The organism is Nocardia wallacei, assembly GCF_014466955.1.
Lineage (GTDB): Bacteria > Actinomycetota > Actinomycetes > Mycobacteriales > Mycobacteriaceae > Nocardia > Nocardia wallacei.
This window is the reverse complement of the sequence record NZ_AP023396.1, coordinates 154,672-179,645: the sequence shown is the minus strand read 5'-3', so window position 1 is coordinate 179,645 and position 24,974 is coordinate 154,672. Positions and strand designations below refer to the sequence as shown.

The 24,974-nt window shown below is 69.4% G+C and carries 18 protein-coding genes; 12 read left to right on the top strand and 6 right to left on the bottom strand.

Annotated features, from left to right (window positions below; all coding sequences use genetic code 11):
* Nucleotides 1-238 precede the first annotated feature (238 nt).
* Nucleotides 239-946 (top strand): DUF8020 domain-containing protein, encoded by a 708-nt coding sequence (locus NWFMUON74_RS00765; protein ID WP_187686112.1) that lies wholly within the window; start codon nucleotides 239-241, stop codon nucleotides 944-946.
* Nucleotides 947-1,013: 67 nt separating this feature from the next.
* On the opposite strand, the gene NWFMUON74_RS00760 is transcribed toward NWFMUON74_RS00765, so the two are convergent.
* A complete protein-coding gene (locus NWFMUON74_RS00760) occupies nucleotides 1,014-2,009 on the bottom strand; it encodes an alpha/beta hydrolase (RefSeq protein ID WP_187686111.1) in 996 nt (331 codons plus the stop codon).
* Nucleotides 2,010-2,204: 195 nt separating this feature from the next.
* Between NWFMUON74_RS00760 and rfbA the strand changes: the two genes are divergently transcribed.
* Complete coding sequence (rfbA, locus tag NWFMUON74_RS00755; RefSeq protein ID WP_187686110.1) at nucleotides 2,205-3,128, top strand: glucose-1-phosphate thymidylyltransferase RfbA; 924 nt, start codon at nucleotides 2,205-2,207, stop codon at nucleotides 3,126-3,128.
* 2 nt (nucleotides 3,129-3,130) lie between these two features.
* Nucleotides 3,131-3,691, top strand: coding sequence for a dTDP-4-dehydrorhamnose 3,5-epimerase family protein (locus NWFMUON74_RS00750; protein ID WP_187688828.1), 561 nt, complete (start codon nucleotides 3,131-3,133; stop codon nucleotides 3,689-3,691).
* 67 nt (nucleotides 3,692-3,758) lie between these two features.
* Here NWFMUON74_RS00750 and NWFMUON74_RS00745 read toward each other — a convergent pair whose 3' ends face one another.
* The gene (locus tag NWFMUON74_RS00745) at nucleotides 3,759-5,222 is read right to left on the bottom strand and encodes an MFS transporter (RefSeq protein ID WP_187686109.1); all 1,464 of its coding nucleotides are present in this window, start codon (nucleotides 5,220-5,222) and stop codon (nucleotides 3,759-3,761) included.
* A gap of 86 nt (nucleotides 5,223-5,308) precedes the next feature.
* Between NWFMUON74_RS00745 and NWFMUON74_RS00740 the strand changes: the two genes are divergently transcribed.
* Nucleotides 5,309-5,734: a MarR family winged helix-turn-helix transcriptional regulator gene (locus NWFMUON74_RS00740; RefSeq protein WP_187686108.1), complete on the top strand. Its 426-nt coding sequence runs from the start codon at nucleotides 5,309-5,311 to the stop codon at nucleotides 5,732-5,734.
* A gap of 4 nt (nucleotides 5,735-5,738) precedes the next feature.
* On the opposite strand, the gene NWFMUON74_RS00735 is transcribed toward NWFMUON74_RS00740, so the two are convergent.
* Nucleotides 5,739-6,611 (bottom strand): helix-turn-helix domain-containing protein, encoded by an 873-nt coding sequence (locus NWFMUON74_RS00735; RefSeq protein ID WP_187686107.1) that lies wholly within the window; start codon nucleotides 6,609-6,611, stop codon nucleotides 5,739-5,741.
* 102 nt (nucleotides 6,612-6,713) lie between these two features.
* Nucleotides 6,714-7,286 carry a DUF4282 domain-containing protein gene (locus tag NWFMUON74_RS00730; protein ID WP_187686106.1) on the bottom strand — a complete coding sequence of 191 codons (573 nt, stop codon included), beginning with the start codon at nucleotides 7,284-7,286 and terminating at the stop codon, nucleotides 6,714-6,716.
* A gap of 291 nt (nucleotides 7,287-7,577) precedes the next feature.
* Here NWFMUON74_RS00730 and NWFMUON74_RS00725 point away from each other — a divergent pair, with 291 nt between their 5' ends.
* Nucleotides 7,578-8,075, top strand: coding sequence for a hypothetical protein (locus NWFMUON74_RS00725; protein ID WP_187686105.1), 498 nt, complete (start codon nucleotides 7,578-7,580; stop codon nucleotides 8,073-8,075).
* A gap of 115 nt (nucleotides 8,076-8,190) precedes the next feature.
* Nucleotides 8,191-10,407 (top strand): molybdopterin-dependent oxidoreductase, encoded by a 2,217-nt coding sequence (locus NWFMUON74_RS00720; RefSeq protein ID WP_187686104.1) that lies wholly within the window; start codon nucleotides 8,191-8,193, stop codon nucleotides 10,405-10,407.
* Nucleotides 10,408-10,708: 301 nt separating this feature from the next.
* Here the strand turns inward: NWFMUON74_RS00720 and NWFMUON74_RS00715 are convergent, their stop codons facing one another.
* Entirely contained in the window at nucleotides 10,709-11,164 is a 456-nt protein-coding gene (locus tag NWFMUON74_RS00715; protein WP_269475310.1) for a GtrA family protein, read from the bottom strand.
* A gap of 80 nt (nucleotides 11,165-11,244) precedes the next feature.
* Here NWFMUON74_RS00715 and dprE1 point away from each other — a divergent pair, with 80 nt between their 5' ends.
* From dprE1 to NWFMUON74_RS00685, 6 genes are all read left to right on the top strand, one after another.
* Entirely contained in the window at nucleotides 11,245-12,735 is a 1,491-nt protein-coding gene (dprE1, locus tag NWFMUON74_RS00710; protein ID WP_425300494.1) for a decaprenylphosphoryl-beta-D-ribose oxidase, read from the top strand.
* 16 nt (nucleotides 12,736-12,751) lie between these two features.
* A complete protein-coding gene (gene dprE2 / locus NWFMUON74_RS00705; RefSeq protein ID WP_187686103.1) occupies nucleotides 12,752-13,513 on the top strand; it encodes a decaprenylphospho-beta-D-erythro-pentofuranosid-2-ulose 2-reductase in 762 nt (253 codons plus the stop codon).
* 136 nt (nucleotides 13,514-13,649) lie between these two features.
* On the top strand, nucleotides 13,650-15,836 hold the full coding sequence (locus NWFMUON74_RS00700) for an arabinofuranosyltransferase (protein ID WP_232110770.1): 2,187 nt from the start codon (nucleotides 13,650-13,652) through the stop codon (nucleotides 15,834-15,836).
* A 288-nt stretch (nucleotides 15,837-16,124) separates the two neighbouring features.
* Complete coding sequence (locus NWFMUON74_RS00695) at nucleotides 16,125-17,894, top strand: glycosyltransferase family protein (RefSeq protein ID WP_187686102.1); 1,770 nt, start codon at nucleotides 16,125-16,127, stop codon at nucleotides 17,892-17,894.
* A 35-nt stretch (nucleotides 17,895-17,929) separates the two neighbouring features.
* Entirely contained in the window at nucleotides 17,930-21,223 is a 3,294-nt protein-coding gene (locus NWFMUON74_RS00690; RefSeq protein ID WP_187686101.1) for an arabinosyltransferase domain-containing protein, read from the top strand.
* A gap of 104 nt (nucleotides 21,224-21,327) precedes the next feature.
* Nucleotides 21,328-24,705 carry an arabinosyltransferase domain-containing protein gene (locus NWFMUON74_RS00685; RefSeq protein ID WP_187686100.1) on the top strand — a complete coding sequence of 1,126 codons (3,378 nt, stop codon included), beginning with the start codon at nucleotides 21,328-21,330 and terminating at the stop codon, nucleotides 24,703-24,705.
* Between the two features lie 53 nt (nucleotides 24,706-24,758).
* Here the strand turns inward: NWFMUON74_RS00685 and NWFMUON74_RS00680 are convergent, their stop codons facing one another.
* Complete coding sequence (locus NWFMUON74_RS00680) at nucleotides 24,759-24,959, bottom strand: DUF5988 family protein (RefSeq protein WP_187686099.1); 201 nt, start codon at nucleotides 24,957-24,959, stop codon at nucleotides 24,759-24,761.
* Nucleotides 24,960-24,974 lie beyond the last annotated feature (15 nt).

Here is a 24,974-nt window from a genome sequence, read left to right as displayed (position 1 = left end):
ATCACCTCAGCGATGTGATATTAATCACAAACCGAGCGTTCTGTGCGCCGGCTGCCGATCGCGTTTATGCTCGAAAACCGCAGTCACACTGCATGTTTCCGCAACCTGACGATAGGCAGGAACCCGACGGTGAACAGAATTTGAATGAACGGTCACAACAGGTTCACCGCGCGTTAGCTGCGTTCCATTTCCATTCTCGTGTCCCCACCGAACCACTCTGTATCGAGGTTCCACAGAAATGCTGATGAGGAAATTCGCCGCGACGTCGGCCATGCTGATCGCCGCAATCGGCGTGACCGCTGGCACGGTGAACGCGCAGCCGACCGCCGATGAGGGCGCGGTCAACTTCAAGGCCACCACCACCGAGACCAGCACGATCATCTCGACCGACTCCGGTTCCCTGGTCAACGAGAACGGTGTCTTCAAGATCAAGGCCGCCAACGGAACCACCCTGGCCGGCACCGACCTGTCCTTCCGCGTGGACGACTACGTGTTCCCGATTGCTGCCGACATTTCGGGTAACACCGCCACCCTGACCCCGCAGTTCGATCTGGCGCACGCCAGCTACCAGCCCGTCGCGCTCCCGTTCGAGGACCAGGCCCCCTGGAAGACCCCGTACGACCGTGAGCTGGCCGCCTTCACCCGGCTGAAGGACACCATCTCCACCGGTGCCGCCATCGGCACCATGGTCGGCGGCATCGGCGGCGGCGCCGTGGGCTGCGTGCTCGGCGGTATCGCCGGCGCGACCGTGGCCTCGGCCACGATCGTCGGCCTGTTCGGCCCGTTCATTCCGGCGGCGGCCATCGGCTGCCTCGGTGGCATCATCGCCGTCGGCGCGCTGGGCACCCTGGCCGGGCAGCTGCTGATCACGGCTCCGGTGGCGATCGCCGCGGCGGTGCAGTACTTCACCACCATCAACCAGCCGTTCGTTCCGCCGGCCAAATGATCCGGTAGGAACCGTTCGGTTCCCCCAGCACCCCCGCCCTGTCGACACCGGGCGGGGGTGCTGTCGTTCACGCGGTGCGCGCTACGGGGGCGGACTCGACCCGGGCCCGCACGAAACGCGCCACCCGGCCCAGCGCGGAGCGGCTCTCCGGCAGGTTCGGCAGGATGCTCATGAACGCGTGCACCTGGCCGCGCCACAGCTCCAGCGAGTTCGGCACGCCGGCCGCGGTCAGCCGCCGGGCCATGAGTTCGCAGTCGTAGCGCAGCAATTCGTCCTCGCCGACGATCAGCAGCGCGGGCGGCAGCCCCGCCAGCGCCCCGTTGACCGGTGAGAGCGCCGAACATTCGCCGACGGTGCCGTAGCGGACCATCTGTTCCATCGCCGAGAGCGGGATATACGGGTCGCGCGCGATGTTCAGGTAGTCGCGCTTGGCCGCGCAGTCCAGATCGAGGGCCGGAGACAGTCCGACCAGACCGGCCGGGGCGGGCAGCCCGACCTCGACGGCGCGCAGCGCGGTGGCGAAGGTGAGGAACCCACCGGCCGAATCGCCCGCGAAGACGATCCGGGCCGGATCGACGCCGTGCCGCAGCAGCCATCGATAGGCGGTGAGGCAGTCCGCCACCGAATCCGGGATGCGGGTGGCGGGCAGCTGCCGGTAGTCCACGTTCAGCACCGGCATTCCGGTGCGGCGGGCCAGAGCGGCGGCGACCGGCCGATGCGTGTCCAGGCCGCACAGGAAGAAGCCGCCGCCGTGCAGATACATCACCACGCCGTCGCGCAGCGCGCGCCGCGCGCCGGCCGGGCGCAGGATCTCCATGCGAAAACCGCTGAGCCGCACCTGTTCCCGCTCCACCCCTGACGGCATCGGGCGCAGCCGGGCCAGACCGTCGACCACCGCGCTCGCCAGCGGCATGGTCAGCGGAGTGATCGGATAGTGCCGCACGACCGGCCGTACCACGCCGAGACAGGCCAGGCGTAGCGCACGAGACGGCAGGCTGCCACCGCCGGGATTCACCACGACCCCCGGCTCGCTGAGGGATTCGCCGATCGGGATCGCCACCATGGCGCACCTACTTCACTCCGGGCGCGCCGAGCCGTCACTACCGTGGTCCGGCGGCGAGCTGTCGGCGCTGACAACGTGACCTACGCAACAATTTGTCGCCCCAGCGGGACTCGGCCAAACCGCCCGTGATCAATTCGCGGTCGAGTCGGAACCTCGTCGAGCCCGGACGCGGCGCGAATGGCAGACTGCTGTGACATGCGCGGAATCATCCTGGCCGGTGGCACCGGGTCGCGGCTGCATCCGATCACGCGCGGAGTGAGCAAGCAGCTGGTCCCGGTGTACGACAAGCCGATGGTGTACTACCCGCTGTCGACGCTGATGCTGGCCGGGATCCGGGACATCCTGGTCATCACCACCCCCGAGGACGCGGACGCGTTCCGGCGGCTGCTCGGCGACGGCTCGCAGTTCGGCCTGTCGATCGACTATGTGGTGCAGCCAGAGCCCGACGGCCTGGCACGCGCGTTCGTGCTGGGCGCCGACCACATCGGTACCGAGGCGGCGGCACTCGTGCTGGGCGACAACATCTTCCACGGTCCCGGCCTGGGTACCCGGCTGCGCCGCTTCGACGGTCTGGACGGCGGCGCGGTCTTCGCCTACCGGGTGTCTGACCCGAGCGCGTACGGCGTGGTCGAATTCGCCGACGGCAAGGCCATTTCCATCGAGGAGAAGCCGAAGCTGCCCCGGTCCAACTACGCCATCCCGGGCCTGTACTTCTACGACAACGACGTCGTGGCGATCGCCCGCGACCTGCGCCCCTCCCAGCGCGGCGAGTACGAGATCACCGATATCAACCGCACCTATCTGGAGCAGGGACGGCTGTCGGTGGAGGTGCTGGCCCGCGGCACGGCATGGCTGGATACCGGCACCTTCGACTCGCTGCTGGACGCCGCCAACTACGTCCGGACCATCGAGGAGCGGCAGGGGCTCAAGATCGGGGTGCCCGAGGAGGTGGCCTGGCGGCTGGGCTTCATCGACGACGAGCAGCTGTGCCGGTTGGCCGAGCCGCTGGCGCGCTCAGGTTACGGGAAATATCTGCTCGAACTGATCGAGCACGGCCGCGGGTGGGAGCAGGACGGCATGGAACACGTCTTGCGGCCGGGCGGAGACGAGCACCGATGAGCATGCGGATCCGGGAACTCTCGGTGCCGGGCGCCTGGGAGTTCACCCCCACGCTGCGCGGCGACGACCGCGGGGTGTTCGCCGAATCGTTCAAGGCCTCCGAATTCGAGAAGGCGGTCGGGCGGCCGTTCGAGCTGTTGCAGGTCAACACCTCCACGTCGGCGGCCGGGGTGCTGCGCGGCATCCACTACACCGAGGATCCGCCTGGCCAGGCCAAGTACGTGACCTGTGTGCGCGGCGCCTTCCTCGACGTGGTGGTGGATCTGCGCCCCGGCTCGCCCACCTTCGCGACCTGGGACGCCGTCGTGATCGATGACGTGGATCGGCGTTCGGTGTTCCTGTCCGAGGGTCTGGGCCACGCGCTGCTGTCGCTGGAGGACGACTCCACGGTCACCTACCTGTGCTCGCTGGAGTACTCCCCCGAATTCGATCGGGATCTGGACGCTTTCGATCCCGAGCTGGGTATCGGCTGGCCGACGGTGGGGCGCGACGGGCGGCCGCTGACATTCGTCCGTTCGCCGAAAGACGCTGCCGCGCCGCGATTGCGGAGCCTGCGCGCCTAGACGACCCGAACCGCGGCGGGGGAAACGTGTTCGCCCACCGCGGTTTCGGACTCCCGTGCCCGGGTGATCAGGCAGCCAGCTCCAGCTCCCGCTCCGAGTCGGACACCGGCGCGGGGGCCGGCCGCCTGGGCAGGAAGTGGGTCAGCGCCACCAGCGCGCCGACGATGCAGACCACACCGGCGAAGATCAGGCCGGGACGGTAGGTATCGAGCACCGCGCCCGGCGAGGTGTCGGTGTGCGCGCCGGAGGAGATGATCGCGGTGTTGATCGCCAGCACGATGGCCGCGCCGACCTGCATCGAGGTTTGCAGTACGCCGGCCGCCAAGCCCTGTTCCTCGTCATCGATGCCGTTGGTGGCCTGAATGTTGATGGCGGGGAAGCCGATCCAGCCGATACCGATCAGCAGGACCGCCGGCAGGATCACCGCGAGGTAGGAGGGCGAGGTGTCCAGCCGCAGGAACAGCAGGTAGCCGATGCTCATCACGACCATGGTGACCGCGATGATCGGGCCGGTGCCGAACCGGTCGACGATCTTGTCGGAGAACACCGACGACAGCGCGACCAGCAGACCCACCGGCAGCAGGCCCATCGCCAGCTCCAGCGCCGACCAGCCCAGGGTGTCCTGCAGGAACAGGGTCACGATGAACTGCCAGCTGAAGTAGGACCCCGCCAGGGCGACGATGACCAGGCTGGCCCGCACCAGCGAGACCTTGCGCAGGATGCCGAGCCGGATCAGCGGGTGCCGCACTCGGTTCTCCACCGCGACGAACGCCACGAACAGCGCCACCACCGCGGCGAACGAGCCGATGGTACGGGCCGAACCCCAGCCCGCCTCGGGCGCCGAGACGACCGTGAAGACCAGCAGCAGCATGGCGGCCGTCGAGAACAGCGCACCCAGCAGGTCGTGCCCGCCCTCCTGGGCCGGCTTGTCCCGGGGCACCAGGAACGCGGCGGCGACCAGCGCGGCGATGGCGATCGGCACCGGCAGGAAGAACGTCCAGCGCCAGCCGAGACCGGTCATCAGGCCGCCGAACACCAGGCCCATCGAGTAACCGCCCGCACCGAACACGGTGTAGATGGACAGCGCCTTGTTGCGGGCCGGGCCCTCGGGGAAATTGGTGGTGATGATCGACAGGCCGGTGGGCGCGGTGAACGCCGCGGCCAGGCCCTTGACGAAACGGGTCAGGATCAGCAGCGCGGCGGAGCTGACCAGGCCGCCGGCCAGCGAGGCCAGCGCGAACACGGCCAGCGCGACCAGGAAGACCTTGCGCCGCCCGAGCAGGTCCGCGGTGCGCCCGCCGAGCAGCAGCAGGCCGCCGTAGCCGAGCACGTAACCGCTGACCAGCCACTGCAGGGTCGAGGTGGACAGGCCGAGTTCGGAACCGATGGACGGCAGTGCGACACCGATCATCGACACGTCTAGGCCGTCGAGGAACAGCACGATGCACAGGGTGATCAGCATTCCCCACATGCGTGCCGGCCACCGGGTGGCCGCCTGAGCGGCGGCCGGGAGTGTTGCCGTGGAAGTCATGAGTGGGGACAGTACATGCATGTGCATCTAATGTGCAAGCATTTAATGTAGTTGCATGATTCGGGGGTGACCACTAGGATGGGCCCATGTCAAAGCCGTCGACAGCGTCAGTCGACCGGCCCGGTGTGGAGTCGCTGGATCAGGCAGTGCCAGCCGGACTGGTGAGCAAGTGGCGCGATCTGCTGGACCAGCACGCCACCGTCTCCTGTGCGCTGGAGAAAGAGCTACAGAGCCGCCACCGGATCGGGCTCAGTGAATTCGAGACGCTGGACCGCCTGGTCGACGCCCGCTGCGAGACCTACCGCATGAGCGATCTGGCCGGAGACATCTACCTGAGCCAGAGTGCGCTGTCGCGGGCGGTGGCGCGGCTCGAGCGCGACGGCCTGGTGAGCCGCAGCATGTGCGCCGACGATCGCCGCGCGATCTTCGTCTGCCTGACCGACAAGGGCCGGGCCCTGCACGCCGCCGCGGCGCCCACCCACCGCGACGTACTGGCGCACACCCTGCACTGAGCGGTCAGAACGCGCCCAGCGCCGCCTCGATGGCCGCGCGGCCATCCACCGACGCGGCCCGGATACCGCCGAAAGCCGCACGGTAGCGCGCGATTTCGGGTTCCTTGTCGAGATATGTGGAGCCGGTGAAGTTTTCGATGTACACCACCGGCGGTTCGCTCAGATCGCTTGCGGGCTCCGGAAATTCGAGGAGCATGAAGCGGCCCGTGGCCATCCCGTCGTGATAGCCGCAGTCGTTGGGCACCACCCGCAGCTCGATGTTGGGCCGCTCGGACATCCGGCGCAGATGATCGAGCTGACTCGCGTGCACCTCGGTGTCGCCGATGCGGTGCCACAGCAGGGCCTCGGCGAGCACCGCCACCAAACGCACCGGCGAACTCGGGCGCGTCAGCACGTTCTGCCGGGCCACCCGCAGCGCCACCCGGCGCTCCAGTTCCGGCGCAGGCATGTCCGGCCGCGCCGCGGCCAGCACCGCACGAACGTAGGCGTCGGTCTGCAGCAGGCCGGGCACCAGATCGTTCTCGAAGGTCGACAGCCGGTCGGCGGCCTCCTCCAGGCCGATGTACACATCGAAACCCTCGGGGATCACATCACCGTATTCGGCCCACCAGCCGCGCGCCTTGGTCTCCCGGGCCAGCGCGGTCAGCGGTTCCACCAGCTCAGGCGGGGCGCCGTAGATCTTGCACATGGCCTCGACGTCCAGGCCGCGCAGCGAGGTCTGTCCGGTCTCGATGCGCCAGATCTTGGCCTCCGACCATTCCAGCCGCTGGGCCGCCACCCGCGTCGTCATCCGGGCACGGTTGCGCAGGTCGCGAAGCTGACGGCCCAGCTGGCGCCTGGGCATCGTCGACCCGGTGATCCCGTGCGGTGAAGCCATGCCTTCCCCCTCCGTACCGCGTCCCGATCGAAGTGGGCACGCGTTTCGGATTGTTGCACAGGCCAACGACTCTCGGATACCGCCGATGGCCCATTCTCGGCATTATTTCCGGGTCGGGCGCCGGCGAAACCGCCAGAACTGCACGGCGCGAACGTCTTCGGAGAGTTGGTTGACCGGCTCGGCCACCTCCGACAGCGCCTGGAACAGGTCGTCGGCGAGATCGTTGATGTGCTCGACCCGATCGGCCAGCCGCGCGGCGTTCACCAGGAATTCCAGGGCCAGCCGCACCGACGCCGCGATCGTCAGCCCCAGGGGCACCGCCACCACCACCGCGAACACCAGCCCCAGCGGCATCGACACGTGCCACAGCAGCACCGTCAGCACCACCGGCACACCCCCGGCGAAGGCCAGCCCGAGCAGGTAGGCCAGCGGCAGCAGCGTGCGCGTCGCCGATCGGTGGAACTGCAGGTCCAGCAGGGCGCGCAGCGCGGTGCGCGCCCACGCGAGAAACGCGCCGGGGCTGCCGAACGGCTCGGCCGGGCGTTCCTCGGCCCGATCGTCGCTCAGATGACGCGACAACCTGCGGCCGGTGGATTCCCGCCAGGCGAGGAAACGGGGTTCTGCCTCGAAGTCGTCCGCGGGATCCGCGGGCGGCCCGGGCGGCTCGTCGGTCATGGTCCCGATCCTCTCCCGGACACCGGCCGCGAGCAACGGCTGGGCCGCAAGGGTTCTGTTGGGAAACTTTCAGCCACAACAGATTCGATTCACAGGTACGGACACGACCGTGGTGCTCGGCCCGGCGGCGCACCGTCACCGCGGTGGACTCGATAGCGAGGCGGAATCAAATGGTGAACCTGTGATGAATTCGACGGCGGGCAAAAAAGTTTCGCAGACCTGTAACGCGGCGTCCTACGTGGGCCGATACGTCCCATGAACACCAACGCAGGACCTAGTTTTACCCGGGGAATGGAGAAGACAGTGCGTACGACGTTTCCGACTTCCGTCTCGGCGGCTACCTTGGCCGCCAGCGCGCAGGACTACATCCGGCGCGGTTGGACGGTCGCTGAAACGGCCAACGGCATCTGCCTGATCACCGACGAGGACGTATCGGGCATCGAAGTGACCGGCGAACTCGCGGCGACCGTGCGCCGGTTCCTGCGGGCGAACAACCTCACCGGGCCGGTGATCGAGATTCCGGGCGCCGAGCGCCGCGAGATCCACCTGGTGACCGGCGTCCGCAAGGCCGCGATGGCGCTCGAGGCGCTGCGCGAGGCCGGCGCCACCGTCTACACCGACGGTGCGGGCATCCCGCTCCCGCCGACCCAGCTGTCGGCCGCCGGTGCGGCCGGCTGGGGCGTCGCGCCGGGCGAGGCCCGCTGGCTGCCGCCGGTGGTCGCGGTCGCCGCGGCCGTGCGGTCCGCTCGCTCGGGCCGCAGGTCGCAGGTCACGCGGATCGCCAGCTAGCCGCAGGTAGCGCAGCACAACCACAGCCGACCCGAAACCGCGAGGACCCAAAGGTTCTCGCGGTTTTCGTTGTATCCGGATCGCACTTGTCGGTGGGCCGGGTGATGATGGTGCTATGACGCGCGTCACGGACGACACCCGCACCCGGCTCCGCACCTGCCCGCTGTGCGAGGCGGTCTGCGGGCTCGAGATCACCCTGTCCGCCGAGAATCGAGTGGTCGGCGTGCGCGGCGACCGGGAAGATCCGTTCAGTCGCGGCTTCCTCTGCCCGAAGGGCGCCAGTCTCGGCCGGCTCGACGAAGATCCGGAGCGGTTGAGCGAGCCGATGATTCGCGACCGCGCGACCGACACCTGGCACGCGGCCTCCTGGGAGGAGGCGTTCGACCTGATCGCCGAGCGGCTGCCCGCCCTCGTCGCCGAGCACGGCCGTCAGGCCACGGCCCTGTATCTGGGCAACCCGAACGCCCACACCGTCGCGGGGGCGCTGTATCTACCCCCGCTCATCCGCGCGCTGAGCACTCGCAACGTCTATTCCGCCAGCACCGCCGACCAGATGCCCAAGCAGGTGGCCAGCGGGCTGATGTTCGGCGATCCGCTGACGGTCCCGGTGCCCGACCTGGACCGGACGGACCATCTGCTCATGCTCGGGGCCAACCCGCTGGAGTCCAACGGGTCGCTGTGCACCGCGCCGGACTATCCGGGCCGGTTGAAGGCGCTGCGCCAGCGCGGCGGGCGGCTCGTGGTGGTCGATCCGCGCCGCACCCGCACGGCGAAGCTGGCCGACGAGCACCTGTTCATCCGGCCGGGCAGCGACGCGTACCTGCTCTTCGCGATCGTGCACACACTGTTCGCCGAGAACCTGACCGCCGTCCGGGTCGAGGCCGAGGGCATCGAGGAGGTGCGCACGGCCGCCACGGCGTTCCCGCCGGAGCGGGTCGCCGAGCGCACCGGCATCCCGGCGGAGACCATCGTGCGGCTGGCCCGCGAGCTGGCCGCCGCGCCGACGGCCGCCGTCTACGCCCGCATCGGCACCTGTACGGCAGAATTCGGCACGCTGACGCAGTGGCTGGTGGACGTGCTCAATGTGCTCACCGGCAACCTGGATCGGCCGGGCGGTGCGATGTTCGCCACGGCCGCCGCGCTCGGCATCGTGCGCACCCGGCCGTTCCGGCTGGGCCGCTGGACCAGCCGGGTGCGGCAGGCGCCGGAGGCCATGGGCGAGTTCCCGGTCGCCACGCTGGCCGACGAGATCCGCACGCCGGGCGAGGGCCGGGTGCGGGCGCTGGTGACGGTCGCGGGCAATCCGGTGCTGTCGGCGCCCAGCGGCGCGCGGCTCGGCGAGGCGCTGGCCGAGCTGGAGTTCATGGTCAGCGTCGACCGGTACCTGAACGAGACCACCCGCCATGCCGATGTGATTCTGCCGCCGCCGCGCACCCTGCAGTCGGCGCACTACGATTTCGCGCTGCTGAACTTCGCCGTCCGTAATTACGCGCGATACTCCCGCCCGCTGGTGCCCCTGGGCGACCGGCCGTCGGAGTCGGAGATTTTGGCGCGGCTGGCCCTTGCGGCGTCCGGCCAGCAACCCGAGCCCGGCCGCGACCCGCTCGCCGCGGTGGACGAGCTGATCATCGCCGGCACCCTGCACAAGGCCGGTCTGCTCGACCGCCGCGCCGAACTGCTCGGCGACAACAGCACCGAGCAGCGCATCGACATGATGCTGCGGCTGGGCCCCTACGGCGAGTGGAATCCCGAGGCGCAACCGGTCGAGCAGGCGGGAGTGTCCGGCGGACTGAATCTGCAAGTGCTGTTGGATCATCCGCACGGCATCGACCTCGGCCCGTTGCGGCCGCGGCTGCCCGGTGTGCTGCGCACCGCCTCCCAGCGGGTCGAGCTGGCCCCCCGCCCGCTGCTGGACGATGTCGAGCGGCTGCGCGCCCGGCTCACCGAGCAGGCGACGGGCATGGTGCTGATCGGGCGTCGCCAGCTGCGCTCCAACAACAGCTGGATGCACAATGTGCCGAGCCTGGTCGGCGGGTCCAACACCTGCACGCTGCACGTCCACCCGGACGATGCCGAGCGGCTGGGCCTGGGCGCGGAGGCGGTGGTGAAGTCGGCGGCGGGCATCCTCACCGTGCCGGTCGAACCGACCGAGGAGATCATGCCCGGCGTGGTGAGCCTGCCGCACGGCTGGGGCCACTCCGACAGCGCACAGTCGGTCGCCCGCGCGCATGCCGGAGTGAATGCCAATGTGCTGACCGATGATTCGATCGTCGACGCCCCCTCCGGCAACGCGGTGTTCAACGGAGTGCCGGTGACAGTGACCCCGGCCTGATCGGACGCGCCCCGGCAAGGGGGGTTGCGCACCGCCGAGATCGGAGATTCGTCGCGAAAAGGCCAACGCAATATTGCGAATTACCTTCGCTCGCAGCCGAAACCGGTCCGCGGCGACGCCTTGGCGCTCCAGTTTCGTTGCAGCAAACCAGGTTTCGCGTCTTGCGACACTTCCACGCCGAGCGCATTCTGCGGGGGCAAACGCTTCGGCGCGCAGCCCGTGACCCGAGCACCCGGCGCCGAATACCGAATCCGCCGGTCCCGGCCTGCAATGGTGCTGCTCCGGGATCGGCGGGTTCACCTCACCGCAGCTTGAAGATCACCAGCCGCTGGACCACGAAATTGATCACCGTGGCCGTGCCCTGCGCGACGACGAAGGCCAGCCAGATGCGCCACCACTCCTCGGGCAGCACGTGGTAGAGCACCTGATTGATGCCGACCTGCACGGCGAAGGTCAGCGCGTACAGCACCACCACGGCCAGGAAGCGGGCCCGGCTGGGCGCGGCCTGGAAGGTCCAGCGGCGATTGATCAGATAGGCCGTCGTGGTTCCGGCGATGAAGCTGATCGACTTGGCCACCGCCACCGGCAGCCCCACCACCTGCAGCAGCAGCGTGTACAGCCCGAAATCGATGATCGCGGAGAACCCACCGGACAGTGCGAAGCGAATGATCTGGGTCTTGAGATCGACACTCGTGCCGCCGGGTTCGTCGACCAGAGGCAACTCGGGTGGCAGTGGCAGATGGGGTTCCGCGGTCACGCGCACGAGCGTAGCGGGTTGCGCCGGGACGCTCGTGACGCCGGGACCGATGTCCGGCCATACCTGTAGCCTCTATGCCGATGTCCACGAAAGCTCAGACCTCCACCGCCGCGGGTCCCGCGAAAACCGCGGGCGACGGCGCTGCGTCACAGAATGACAGCTCAGGGTCGTCCGACCGCTACGACCTGCCGACCAGCACCCGCCGGCTGACCGGATGGGGCCGCACCGCGCCCACCTCCGCCGAAGTGCTCTCGACCGGCGATCCGGAAGTGATCGCGCGGGCGGTGGCGATGGTCGCGCAGGACAACGCGGACAAGCCCGCCCACTTGCGCCGCGGGGTGATCGCCCGGGGGCTCGGCCGCTCCTACGGTGACAACGCGCAGAACGCCGGCGGCCTGGTCGTCGACATGACCGCGCTGGACAAGATCCATCGCATCGACCGCGACACCCGTCTGGTCGATGTCGACGCCGGGGTGAACCTGGATCAGCTGATGAAGGCGGCGCTGCCGTTCGGCCTGTGGGTTCCGGTGCTGCCGGGCACGCGGCAGGTCACCGTCGGCGGCGCGATCGGCTCCGATATCCACGGCAAGAACCACCACAGCGCGGGCAGCTTCGGCAATCACGTGCGTTCGATGGAACTACTCACCGCCGACGGCACGGTGCACCACATCACGCCGAAGCGGAACGCGAAACTGTTCTGGGCGACCGTCGGCGGCTGCGGGCTGACGGGCATCATCCTGCGGGCCACCATCGAGATGACGCCGACCGAGACCGCGTACTTCATCGCCGACGGCGACGTCACCGCGACGCTCGAGGAGACCATCGCCTTCCACAGCGACGGCTCGGAGGACCGCTACGAATACAGTTCGGCGTGGTTCGACGCGATCAGCCCGGAGCCCAAGCTGGGGCGGGCCGCGATCTCGCGCGGCAATCTGGCCAAGCTGGACGAACTGCCGAAGAAGCTGCGGAAGGATCCGCTGAAGTTCAACGGCAAGACCTTCCTCACCCTGCCCGACGTCTTCCCGAACGGCCTGGCCAACAAGTACACGTTCACGCCGATCGGCGAACTGTGGTACCGCAAGTCGGGGTCCTACCGCGGCAAGGTGCAGAACCTGACGCAGTTCTATCACCCGCTGGACATGCTGGGTGAATGGAACCGCGGCTACGGCTCGAACGGTTTCCTCCAGTACCAGTTCGTGGTGCCGCCGGAGGCCGTCGAGGAGTTCAAGAGCATCATCCGCGACATCCAGGGCTCGGGGTTCTACTCGTTCCTCAATGTTTTCAAGTTGTTCGGCCCGGGTAACCAGGCGCCGCTGAGCTTCCCCATGCCGGGCTGGAACATCTGCGTGGACTTCCCGATCAAGGCGGGGCTCAACGAGTTCGTCACCGAATTGGACCGGCGCGTGCTGGAATTCGGCGGGCGGCTCTACACCGGCAAGGATTCCCGCACCACCGCGGAGTCCTTCCATCAGATGTACCCCCGGATCGACGAGTGGATCAAGGTCCGCCGAAGTGTCGATCCCACAGGCGTTTTCATGTCCGATATGGCGAGAAGGCTGGAGCTGCAGTGAGCGGTGAGTGCACCAAATGATCAATGCCGTCGGTAACCCCCAGAACATCCTGCTGCTGGGCGGCACGTCCGAGATCGGCCTGGCGATCTGCGCGGAGTACCTGAAGAAGGGACCGGCCCGGATCGTGCTCGCCGCCCTGCCCAACGATCCGCTGCGCGCGGACTCGGTGGCGCTGCTGGAGGCGGCCGGCGCCTCGAAGGTCGAGGTGATCGACTTCGACGCGCTCGACACCGGCAGCCACCCGAAGGTCGTCGAACAGGCCTGGGCCGACGGCGATATCGACGTCGCGATCGTGGCCTTCGCGCTGGACGGCGATGCCGAGGAGCTGTGGCAGAACCAGCAGAAGGCCGTGCGGGTCGCCGAGGTCAACTACACCGCCTCGGTATCGGTCGGCGTGCTGCTCGGTGAGAAGATGAAGTCGCAGGGCTACGGCCGGATCGTCGTCATGTCGTCGGTCGCCGGTGAGCGCGTCAAGCGCGCGAACTTCGTCTACGGCTCCACCAAGGCCGGTCTGGACGGCTTCTACCTCGGCCTCGGCGAGGCCCTGCGCCCCTTCGGCCCCCGCGTGACGGTGATCCGCCCCGGCCAGGTCCGCACCAAGTTCTCCGCCCACGTGGACGAGGCCCCCCTCACCGTCAACAAGGAGGACGTAGCCGCCCTCGCGGTCGCCGCCTCCCAAAAAGGCAAGGAAATAGTCTGGGCCCCAGGCACTTTCCGCTGGGTCATGATGATCCTCCGCCACCTCCCCCGCCCGATCTTCCGCCGCCTCCCCATCTGATCGGCGGATTGTCGAGCCGCGACGGCCGGTAGCGAAACGCTGCCGGCCGTTGTCGATGCGTCCGGGTTGCCCGGCGCTGACTAGAGTGACGCTCGGCTCGCGGGTCAGTGCAGGCTATCGAGGAACCGGAGGCAGCGTGCGAGTACTTGTCCGGCAGGTCGGCGGCGGGCTTGGGGAAGCGGTGGTCGCGGCGGTGGTCGCGGCGGGGGTGGCCGCGGTGGGGCTGGTGGCGTTCGCGACCGTGCAGTGGCCGGCGTTCAATTCCTCCAATGTGACTCGGGCGCTGACCACGGTCGGGCAGGTGGGGGCGGTGGCGCTGCTGGTCGCGGCGGTGGTGCTGGTGCGGCTGCGGCGGTGGTCGTGGCTGGCGAAAGTGCTGTCCTGGGTGGGCGTTTCCGCGTTCGTGACGGTGACGTTGGGAATGCCGCTGGCGGCCACCAAGCTGTATCTGTTCGGGATCTCGGTGGACCAGGAGTTCCGGACCGAGTACCTGACCCGGCTGACCGACAGTGCGGCACTGCACGATATGACCTACATCGACCTGCCGCCGTACTACCCGGCCGGGTGGTTCTGGATCGGCGGGCGGGTGGCGAACCTGCTCGGCATGCCCGGGTGGGAGACGTTCAAGCCCTATGCGATCGCCGCGCTGGCGGTGGCGGCCGTGCTGGCTCTCGTGTTGTGGTCCAAGCTGATTCGCGCCGACTGGGCCGTCGCGGTGGCGGCCGCCACGACCGCCGTGACGCTCGCGTTCGCCTCACCCGAGGCCTACAGCGCGGTCCTGGTGGTCCTGTTCCCCCCGGCCATGCTGCTGGCCTGGGGCGCGCTGTACCGCCCGGCGGAGTACGCCGTCAGCCGCCGGACCACGGACTCGGCCGCCGCCATCGGCCTAGCCGGCTCGGTATCCCACGCGGCGGGCGAGGAGAACGCCGACCTTGCGGACGGAGCCACGACCGGCGCCGCTGGAGAGCCGATCGGCGCGACCACGGAGTCGAGCGCAGGGACCGCCGGTGTGAGCGCGTCGGGATCGGACCCCGCGGGGAATGGTGGCGCGGCCGCGACACACCCCGCACCTGGTGGCGGCGGCGCGGCGGGGACCGCGGGCGGTTGGGGTGCGGTGGTGGGGGCCGGGCTGTTCCTCGGGGTTTCGGCGATGTTCTATCAGTTGTTCGCCGGTGTCGCGGTGTTCACCGTCGTGTTGATGGCGGTGGTGGCCTGGGGTGTGCTGGTGTGGCAGCGGCGGGCGGACGCGGTGCATCGGCCGCGGGTGGTGGCGGCAGGGCCGGGTGCGCTGGGGCTGCTGTGGCCCATTCTCGCGCGGCTCGTGGTGATGGGTGTGATCACCGCCTTGCTGGCGCTGATCACCTGGGGGCCGTGGCTGGCGAAGGCGCTCACGGGTGCGCGGTCGGGGTCGGGGACGGCGCTGCACTATCTGCCGGAGTCGGGGGCGCGGCTGTCGTTCCCCATGTTCGACTTCGGCGAGCCGCTGCTCGGCGCGCTGTGCCTGATCGGCACGGTGTGGCTGGTGTTGCGGGCGGCGAGTTCGCGCCGGGCCCAAGCGCTGGGCATCGCGGTGGTGGCGATCTATCTGTGGTCGCTGGCGTCGCTGACCGTGACCGCGGCCGGCTTCACCGGGCTGTCCTTCCGGCTCGAGCCGATCCTGCAGACGCTGCTGGCGGCGGCTGGGACCTTCGGCTTCGTCGAGGGCGCGCGGGCGATCTACCAGGCGATCAACGAACCGCCGCGGTTCCGCCCCGCGGCCGTGGCCGTCGCGGTGATCGGCGCGCTGGCCTTCGCCCAGAGCATCCCCAGCATTCTGAACAGCGAGATCACCACCGCCTACACCGACACCGACGGCAACGGTGCACGCGCCGATCAGCGCAGCCCGTCGGCGGTGTCGTATTACCGCGAGATCGACGCCGCCCTCACCGCGCAGACCGGGCGCGCGCGCGACGAATCGGTGGTACTCACCGCCGACACCAGCTTCCTGGCGTACTACCCGTACTACGGTTTCCAGGGTCTCACCTCGCACTACGCGAATCCGCTGGCCGATTTCGGCGCGCGGGCAGCCGAGATCAAACGCTGGAGCGGGCTGCGTTCCCCGGCCGAACTGCTCGACGCCCTCGAACACACCCCGTGGCGGGCGCCGGACGCCTTCCTGTTCCGCAGCAGCGGCGACAAGTACACGCTGCGACTCGCCGAGGACGTCTACCCGAACGATCCCAATGTGCGCCGGTACACCGTGTCGTTCCCCAAGACCCTGTTCGACGACCCGCATTTCCAGGTGACGAACATCGGCCCCTTCACGCTCGTGGTCCGCCATTGATGTGAACAACCCGCCAAACCTGTGGATAACGCTGTGGAATACCTCATTTTCTGTGGATAACTCACCTCTCGGCGCGCGCGCTCTCAGGAAACGGCGGTAGCGTGGGCCGCTGAGTTCGTCCAGCAAGAGGGAGTTCTACCTGTGGTACCCGGCGGGGAATCGGATCGCGACGAACCAAAGCGATCGGGCGGATCCGCGACCGTTGTCCTGGACCCGCCGGCCGGCGCCGGCGGGGCGGCGACGCTCGGCACGGCCCCCGACTCCCGCCGCACCAGACTCGTCCGCCGCTTGCGGGCCTCGCGCACCGACCTGCTGATCGCGACGACGTACCTGCTCTTCGCGGTGATCGTGCTGTCGGGCCAGTGGCGCGACACCGACAACGGCTACCTGATCAAGAGCGGCCAGGATCAGTCCATGTGGGAGTGGTTCTTCGCGGTGACCGCGCATTCGGTGGCCCACCTGGAGAGCCCGCTCGGCACCACCCTGCAGAACTTCCCGGCCGGGGTGAACATGATGGCCAACACCGCCATGTTCGGTGTCGGCGTGCCGCTGACCCCCGTGACCATGCTGTTCGGGCCGACCACCACCTACGTGCTGGTGCTGACCGCGGGCCTGGCCGCCACCGCCTTCGCCTGGTACTGGCTGTTCTCCCGGGAACTGGTGCGGTCGCGGTTCGCGGCGGCCGTGGGCGGGGTGTTCTGCGGGTTCGCCCCGGCGATGATCTCGCACGCCAACGCCCACCCGAATTTCGTGCTGCTCGCGCTGCTGCCGGTGATCGCGCTCGTACTCATCCGCCAGGCGCGGCGGGCGACGGCCGAACCCGCGCCGAGCACGGCGCGGCGCGCCCGCGAGGCGGTGACGCTGGGCCTGCTGGTGGCGTTGCAGATCGCGCTGGGCGAGGAGCCGCTGCTGATCTTCGCGCTGGCGTTCGGCCTGTTCGTCCTCGTCTATTACCTGCACCGACCCCGCACCGGCCTTCGGGTGGCGCGCCGCGTCGCGCCCACGGTCGGGCTCGCGGCCCTGATCACGCTGGCGCTCACCGCGATTCCGCTGTGGTGGCAGTTCTTCGGACCGCAGAGCTACCGGTCCATCGATCACGGCCCGACCGGCAACGACCTGAAGGCGCTGGTGCAATTCCCGGCCGAATCGCTGGGCGGCATGTTCGCCCCGGGCCAGAACGTCGGCATCAACCCGACCGAGGACAACTCCTACTTCGGCTGGCCGCTGCTGGCGCTGCTGGCCGTCACGGTGGTGCTGCTGTGGCGGCGCGGCCCGCGCGTCGAGCCGTTCAACCACTACCGCGTGGTGCGGGCGGCCACGGCGGTGATCGTGGTGTTCACGGTGCTGTCGCTGGGCGTGACGGCGACGATCGGCAAGCGGCCGCTCGGAGTGAGCCTGCCCTGGAAGTGGCTCGAACAGGTGCCGCTGCTGAACACGGTGCTGGAGACCCGGTTCAGCATGGCCGCCGTTCCGGCCATCGCCGTGATCCTGGCGCTCGGCACCGAGCGGGCGATCGCCTACGCGCGCGAGTCGCTCGGCGATCCGCGGCCGCTCATCTGGTTCGGCGCGCTGACTTCGGTGCTGGTGCCGCTGGTGCCGACCATCCTGCCGGTCACCGAGCGCACCCCCACCCCGGAGTTCTTCACCGACGGCACCGTGCGCGACTACGTCAGCGGTGGTTCGGTGGTGATCGCGCCGCCGCCGTCCACGGTCGACGCGCGCGCACTGCGCTGGCAGGTCGACTCGGGTCTGCGATTCCCGCTCGCCGGTGGGTATTTCGTCGGGCCGGCCGCGGACAAGAAGGGCCGCTACGGCCCCGACATCCGCCCGACCGCGGTGTTGATGGCACAGGCCCAGCAGACCGATCGGGTCCCCGAGATCGACGACACCGCCCGCGAACACGCCCTGGCCGACCTCAACTTCTGGCAGGCCGACGTGATCGTGCTGCCGCCCGTCGAGCACGGCCGGGCCATCCACGCCACCCTCGACCAGCTGCTCGGCTTCCCGGGCCGCTACGTCGACGGCGTGTGGGTCTGGGATGTGCGCGGGCTGGTCTGACCGAACGGCGGCGGGGGTGGCTAGCATCAGGCACCGTGCGCGCAGACTCCCCAGCGTTTTCCCCGGTTCGCCTGATCGCCCTCGTGTCCGGTGTGCTCGCCGCTCTCTGCGCGGTGCTGGCGCCCCTGCTGCCGGTGCGGGCCGACCGCGCCACGCTCGACTGGCCGCAGCCGCAGTCGGTGAACGTGGACGCGCCGCTGGTGTCCTATGTCCCGCTGGAGCTGCGGGTGAGCATTCCGTGCGCGGCGTTCCGCGAGCTGCCGAGCGGCACGGTGGTGTCCACGGTGCCCGCCGACGCACCGGGCGCGAGCGCGAAAGGCTTGCTGGCCAAGGTGACCGGCGATGCCGGTGCGCGACGGCTGTCGGTGCTCCAGCGCGACATCCCGCTGCTGTCCGCGCCGCTCGATGAGATCGGCGGCTGCACGGCGCTGACCGTGAACTCCACCGCGGGCGCCACCGACACCGAATTCACCGGAGTCACGCGCGCCGACGGCTCCCCGTTCCGCAACTCCGTGTCCGGCGACATCCGCCCGCAGGTGGTCGGCGTCTACACCGATCTGGAACGCGCGCAGCTGGGTGACGCGCACCTGCACGCGGATATCGACTCCCGCTTCTCCTCCACCCCGAGCCCGCTCAAGCTGGCCGCGATCATCGCGGCGGTCGTGTTCACCCTCGTCGCGCTGATCTGCCTGCACCTGATCGACACCGCCGACGGCCGCCGGCCGCGGCGTTTCCTGCCCGCGCACTGGTGGCGCTTCAAGATCGCCGACGGGGTGGTACTGGGCACGCTGTTGCTGTGGCACGGGATCGGCGCCAACACCTCCGACGACGGCTACATCCTGAATATGGCTCGGGCGTCGCGGCATTCGGGCTACATGGCCAACTACTACCGCTGGTTCGGGGTGGCCGAGGCGCCGTTCGGCTGGCCGTACGAGGTGCTGGCCTGGATGACCCGGATCAGCGATGCCAGCTGGTGGATGCGGCTGCCGTCGCTGCTCGCGGGCATCGTGTGCTGGCTGGTGATCAGCCGGGAAGTGCTGCCGCGCCTGGGCGCTCGCGTGCGCCGCGACGGTATCGCGCGCTGGACGGCGGGCCTGGTGTTCCTGGTCGCCTGGCTGCCCTACGACAACGGGCTGCGCCCCGAGCCGCTGATCGCGCTGGGCGCGCTGCTGACCTGGTGCTCGATCGAGCGCGCCATCGCGACCGGACGGCTGCTGCCCGCCGCGATCGCCGTACTCATCGCCGCCTTCTCGCTGGCCGCCGGGCCGACGGGCCTGATCTGCATCGCCGCGCTGATCGCCGGATCGCGTCCGGTGTTGCAGCTGATCATCAAACGGGCCCGCGGGCGCATGGATTCCGGCGACGCGACGCCGGACAAGCGGGCCGGGCGCGGGACGTTCGCCTCGGCGATACTGCGCTACGGGGCGTTGCTCGCGCCCGGTGTCGCCGCCGGAACTCTGGTGCTGGTGGTGGTTTTCGCGGATCAGACGCTGGCCTCGGTCCTGGAGGCCACCCGGGTTCGCACGATCATCGGCCCGAACGTGGCCTGGTTCGACGAGCGCACCCGCTGGGACTCGCTGCTGATGCTGTCGCCCGACGGGTCGCTGGCGCGGCGCTTCGGCATTCTCGGCATGCTGCTGTGCCTGGGCGTGTGCGTGCTGGTGATGCTGCGCAAGAGCGGGCGGATTCCGGGTACCTCGCGCGGGCCGTCGGCGCGCATCCTCGGCATCGTATTCATGTCGCTGCTGCTGATGATGTTCACGCCGACCAAGTGGACCCACCACTTCGGCGTGTACGCCGGTCTGGCCGGTTCGCTCGCCGCGCTCACGGCGGTCGCGGTGGGCGTCAACGGCATTCGCGCGGCGTACAACCGCTCGCTGTTCGCCGCGGCCGTATTCTTCCTGCTCGCAATCACTTTCACCGGCTCCAACGGCTGGTGGTACGTGTCCAGCTATGGAGTTCCGTGGTGGGACAAGGCGCCGCTGCTGGCGGGCAAGGGCTTCTCGACGCTGTTCCTCGGCCTCGCCGTGCTGTCGCTGCTGCTGGCCGCATGGCAGTACTACCGCGAGCCGTATCGAAAGGCGGGCGGGCGCAAGCGGTTCGACAGCTTCGCCGTCCAGCCGCTGACCATCGCCGCCGCGGCGATGGTGCTGTTCGAGGTGGCCTCGCTCGGCAAGGCGGCCCTCACGCAGTACCCGGCCTACTCGATCACCAAGGCGAATCTGCGTGCGCTCGGCGGCCATTCGTGCTCGCTCGCCGACGACGTGTTGGTCGAGACGAACACCGCGGACTCGCTGCTGCAGCCCTACACCGGTTCGGCCGCCGACGGATTGGCCGCGGAGAACGTCGGCTTCACCCCGGACGGGGTGGCGAGCGACCTGACCGCGGACGCCGAGGAGACCGTCTCCGGCGGGGCCAACTCGGTCGACACCAAGTCCGAGAACAAGACCACCAACACCACCGGATCGGGCACCGGCGGCGGCAGCACCGACCGGGCGGGCATCAACGGCAGCACCGTGAAGTTGCCGTTCGGGCTCGACCCGGCCCGCACCCCGGTGCTGGGCAGCTACACCACCGGCGACAAGCAGCAAGCCCACCTGACCTCGCAGTGGTACCGGCTCGACCTCGACGCCGCCCGCCACGACCCCGCCTACCAGCTGCTGACGGTGAGCGCGGCCGGGCGGATCAAGTCGGTGAACAAGGACGGCGTGGTCACCTACGGCCAGGACCTGCGCGTGGAGTTCGCGCACCGTGCCGACGACGGTTCCGAACAGCCGCTGGGTTCGTTCCAGCCGCTCGACATCGGCGGCGCGCCCTCGTGGCGCAATATGCGGGTGCCGCTGGATCGGATTCCCGACGGCACCAACGCGGTGCGCATCGTCGCGGTCGCCAACGACCTCACCCCGCGGCAGTGGCTGGCCGTCACCCCGCCCCGGCTGCCGCGTCTGGCCACGCTGGACACCGTGGTGGGCCACGAGGATCCGGTGCTGGAGGACTGGCACGTCGGCCTGGCCTTCCCCTGCCAGCGCCCGTTCGATCACAAGGACGGCGTCGCCGAGGTGCCGCGCTGGCGCATCCTGCCCGACCGGGTCGGCTCCGACGCCTCCAACGCGTGGCAGGACGACATCGGCGGCGGCCCCCTGGGCTGGACCGGTCTGCTGGCCGAGGCGCAGACCGTGCCCGGCTACCTGAACCACGACTGGGACCGCGACTGGGGCTCGCTGGAGCGGTTCACGCCCTACGTGCCCTCGGCGACTCCCGCGACGATCGGCGTGACCGTCGAAACCCGTTCCGGCCGAGCCGAAGACGTCCCGATCCGCGCCCGGTAACCGCGGGTGGCCGGGCCGTCCGGCGAGTGCGGAAGTTGGACGGATGCCTCGAGGATCGGCGTGAACACGGTCACTCTCAGCGCGGGCAGATAACATCACCAACCGTGCCCGACGCCGCAACTGCTGTATTGACGAAACCGTCGCCCCCCACGCCCGTGGCGACACCCCGCGATTTCCGGACCGCGCGCCTGGTCGCACTGGTCGCCGGGGTGCTGGGCGCGCTGTTGGCGATCGCGACCCCGTTCCTGCCGGTGAATCAGACCACCTCCGCGGTGGACTGGCCGCAGGGCGGGACGCTCGGCAGCGTGCAGGCACCGCTGATGTCGCAGGTGCCGGTGGATCTGAACGCCAGCATTCCCTGTTCGCTGGTGGACCAGCTACCGCAGGGCGGCATGCTGCTGGCGACCGCGCCGCCGCAGGGCGACCGCGCCTCGCTGGAGGCGATGTTCGTCCGGGTGTCGGAGACCTCGGTCGATGTGGTGGACCGCAACGCGGTGGTGGCCTCGGCGCAGCGGTCCGAGCTGAGCGGCTGCTCGTCGATCGTGATCACCTCCGATCACAACCGCACCTACGCCTCGTTCGAGGGCGCGACCAGGCAGGTCGAGCAGCCGGTGGCGGGCGGTGCGCCGGGTGCCACCGAAATGGTCACGGTGCCGATCGAGGGCACGCTCGCGGCCGATCTGCGGCCGCAGGTGGTGGGCGTGTTCACCGATCTGCGGGGAGCGACGCCGGACGGGCTGTCGTTCCACATGACCGTCGACTCGCGGTTCACCACCACCCCGACGCTCACCAAACTCGTCGCGATGATCGCGGCCGTGCTGTGCACGCTGATCGCGCTGGCCGCGCTGGCTCGCCTCGACACGGGTGACGGCCGCGGCCACCGCCGGTTCCTGCCCGCGCACTGGCTGAAGCCGACCTGGGCGGACGGCGCGATCGGCGGCACGCTGCTGCTCTGGCATTTCGTCGGCGCCAACACCTCCGACGACGGCTACATCCTCAGCATGGTGCGGGTCGCCCCGCACGCGGGGTATCTCGCCAACTACTTCCGCTGGTACGGCGTCCCCGAGGCGCCGTTCGGCTGGTACTACTACGTGATCCAGGCGTTCGCGCAGATCTCCACGGCCAGCGTGTGGGTCCGAATTCCCGCGCTGCTCTGCGGAATCCTGTGCTGGATGGTGATCAGCCGCGAGGTCGTGCCACGGCTGGGCCGCGGCGTACGCACCTCCAAGGTCGCGCTGTGGACCGGCGGTCTGGTCTTCCTGGCCTTCTGGCTGCCCTACGACAACGGGCTGCGGTCCGAGCCGATCGTCGCGCTGGGCGCGCTGCTGACCTGGGTGTCGATCGAGCGGGCCATCGCGACCTCGCGGCTGCTGCCCGCCGCGACTGCCGTGCTGGTCGCGGCGTTCACCCTGGCGGCCGCGCCGACCGGTCTGATGTGTGTGGCGGCCCTGCTCGCCGGAATCCGGCCACTGGTGTGGGTCGTGGTGCGCCGCCGTCGCGAGCTGGCGGCGAGCGCGGGCTCAGGCTGGGCCGCGAAACGCTGGGCCTCGACGCTGATACTGCTGTCGCCGATCGCGGCCGCGGGCTTCCTGGTGCTGACCGTCGTCTACAGCGACCAGACCTTCGCCGCGATCCAGGAGGCCAACCGGGTGCGGCAGCTCGCCGGGCCCAATCTGGCCTGGTACGAGGACTATCTGCGCTACTACTACCTGTTCGTCGAGACCGTGGACGGCTCGCTGGCCCGCCGTTTCGCCTTCCTGGTGATGCTGCTGTGCCTGTTCACCACGATGATGGTGCTGCTGCGCCGCCGCCGGGTGCCGGGTATCGCCAGCGGTCCGACGTGGCGGCTGATGGGCATCGTGTTCGGGACGATCTTCTTCATGATGTTCAACCCGACGAAGTGGACCCACCACTTCGGCGCGTACGCGGGCATCGCCGGTGCGCTGGGCGCGGTGACGGCGGTAGCGGTGTCGGCGACGGCGCTGCGCTCGCGCAAGAACCGGTCGATCTTCCTGGCCGCCTTGCTGTTCGCGCTGGCGTTGTCGTTCTCGGGCATCAACGGCTACTGGTACGTGTCCAGCTTCGGGGTGCCGTGGTTCGACAAGACCGTGTCGCTGAAGGGCATCGAGTCCAACACGATCATGCTCGTGCTGTTCGGCCTGGCGCTGGCCCTGGTGGGCTGGCAGTCGCTGCGCGAGGGCTACGCCAAACCGCCGGCGAGCGCGAAGTCCGCGCGCGGCAGGCGAATTCGCCGGTTCGCCGCCATCCCGCTGACCGTTGTCGCGGCGCTGATGGTGCTGTTCGAGGTGTTCTCGCTGGTGAAGGGCGCGGTGTGGCAGTACCCGGCGTACTCGCTGGCGCGCTCCAACTTCGGTGCGGTGGGCGGCGCGACGTGTGGCCTGGCCGACGACATCCTGGTCGAGCAGAACGTCAACAGCGGCAACCTGCAGCCGATCGTCGACCCGGCGCATCCGCCCAAGGACGGCGACGCGCTGGCCGGTGGTGACCCGGTCGGCTTCTCCCCCAACGGTGTTCCGACCGATCTGAAGGCGGACACGGTCGAGGTGAAGCCGGGCACCGGCAACACCTCCACCCAGTCGGTGGGCGCGGTGTTCGCCGAGGGCCAGAACGCCGGGACCGGCGGCGGCACCACCCAGCAGGCGGGTGTGAACGGCAGCACGGTGGCGCTGCCGTTCGGTCTCGACCCGGCGACCACGCCGGTGATGGGCAGCTACCAGGAGGGCGTGCAGCAGCCGGCGCACCTCACCTCCAGCTGGTACCAGCTGCCTGCGCGCTCGGACGATTCGCCGCTGCTGGTGATCTCGGCGGCCGGGCGCATCCTGTCGGTCGACGACACCGGCGCGGTCAAGTACGGCCAGTCGCTGACCGTGGAGTACGGCAGGAAGCAGGCCGACGGCTCGGTCACCAAGCTGGGCAGCTACCTGCCGCGCGACATCGGCCCGTTCCCGTCGTGGCGCAACCTGCGAGTGCCGCTGGATCAGATCTCGCCCGAGGCCGACACGGTGCGCATCGTCGCCAACGACCCGATCCTGATCGGCGACCAGTGGCTGGCGTTCACCGCGCCGCGCGTGCCCGAGCTGCGGACGCTCAACGACGTCATCGGCACCGAGCAGCCGGTGCTGCTGGACTGGGCGGTGGGCCTGCAGTTCCCGTGCCAGCGCCCGTTCGACCACCGCGACGGCGTCGCCGAGGTGCCGAACTACCGCATCCTGCCGGACCGCCCGCTCGCGGTCAGCTCCACCGACACCTGGCAGGCCGAGGAATTCGGTGGCCCCCTGGGCTTCTCGCAGATGCTCGCCAAGTCGGTCACCATCCCGACCTACATGAAAAACGACTGGGCCCGCGACTGGGGTTCACTGGAACGCTACGACCAGTACTACAAGGCCGCCCCCGCCGAGGTCACCACCGGCACCGCGACCCGCTCGGGCTTCTGGTCCCCGGGCCAACTGCGAGTGTTCTGATCGAACGGGTCCCAGGGCGGGCGGCGCAAAGACTGCGCGGCCCGCCCTTCGCGTCACCTTTCCTGGCGGCCGGTCCATTCGTAGACCGGGAGGCTGCCTTCGGTGGTGTCTTCCCAGCGTGGGGTTACCTTGAAGCGCTCGTAGCCGCCCTTGAACTGGATGCGCAGTTCGATGCCCGGTGGGGTGATCGGGACGATCCGTTGCGGCAGGTCGGCCGGTCCACCCTGCAGTACGGCCTTCGGTGAGGTACCCATAGCTGAAGGCTCTCA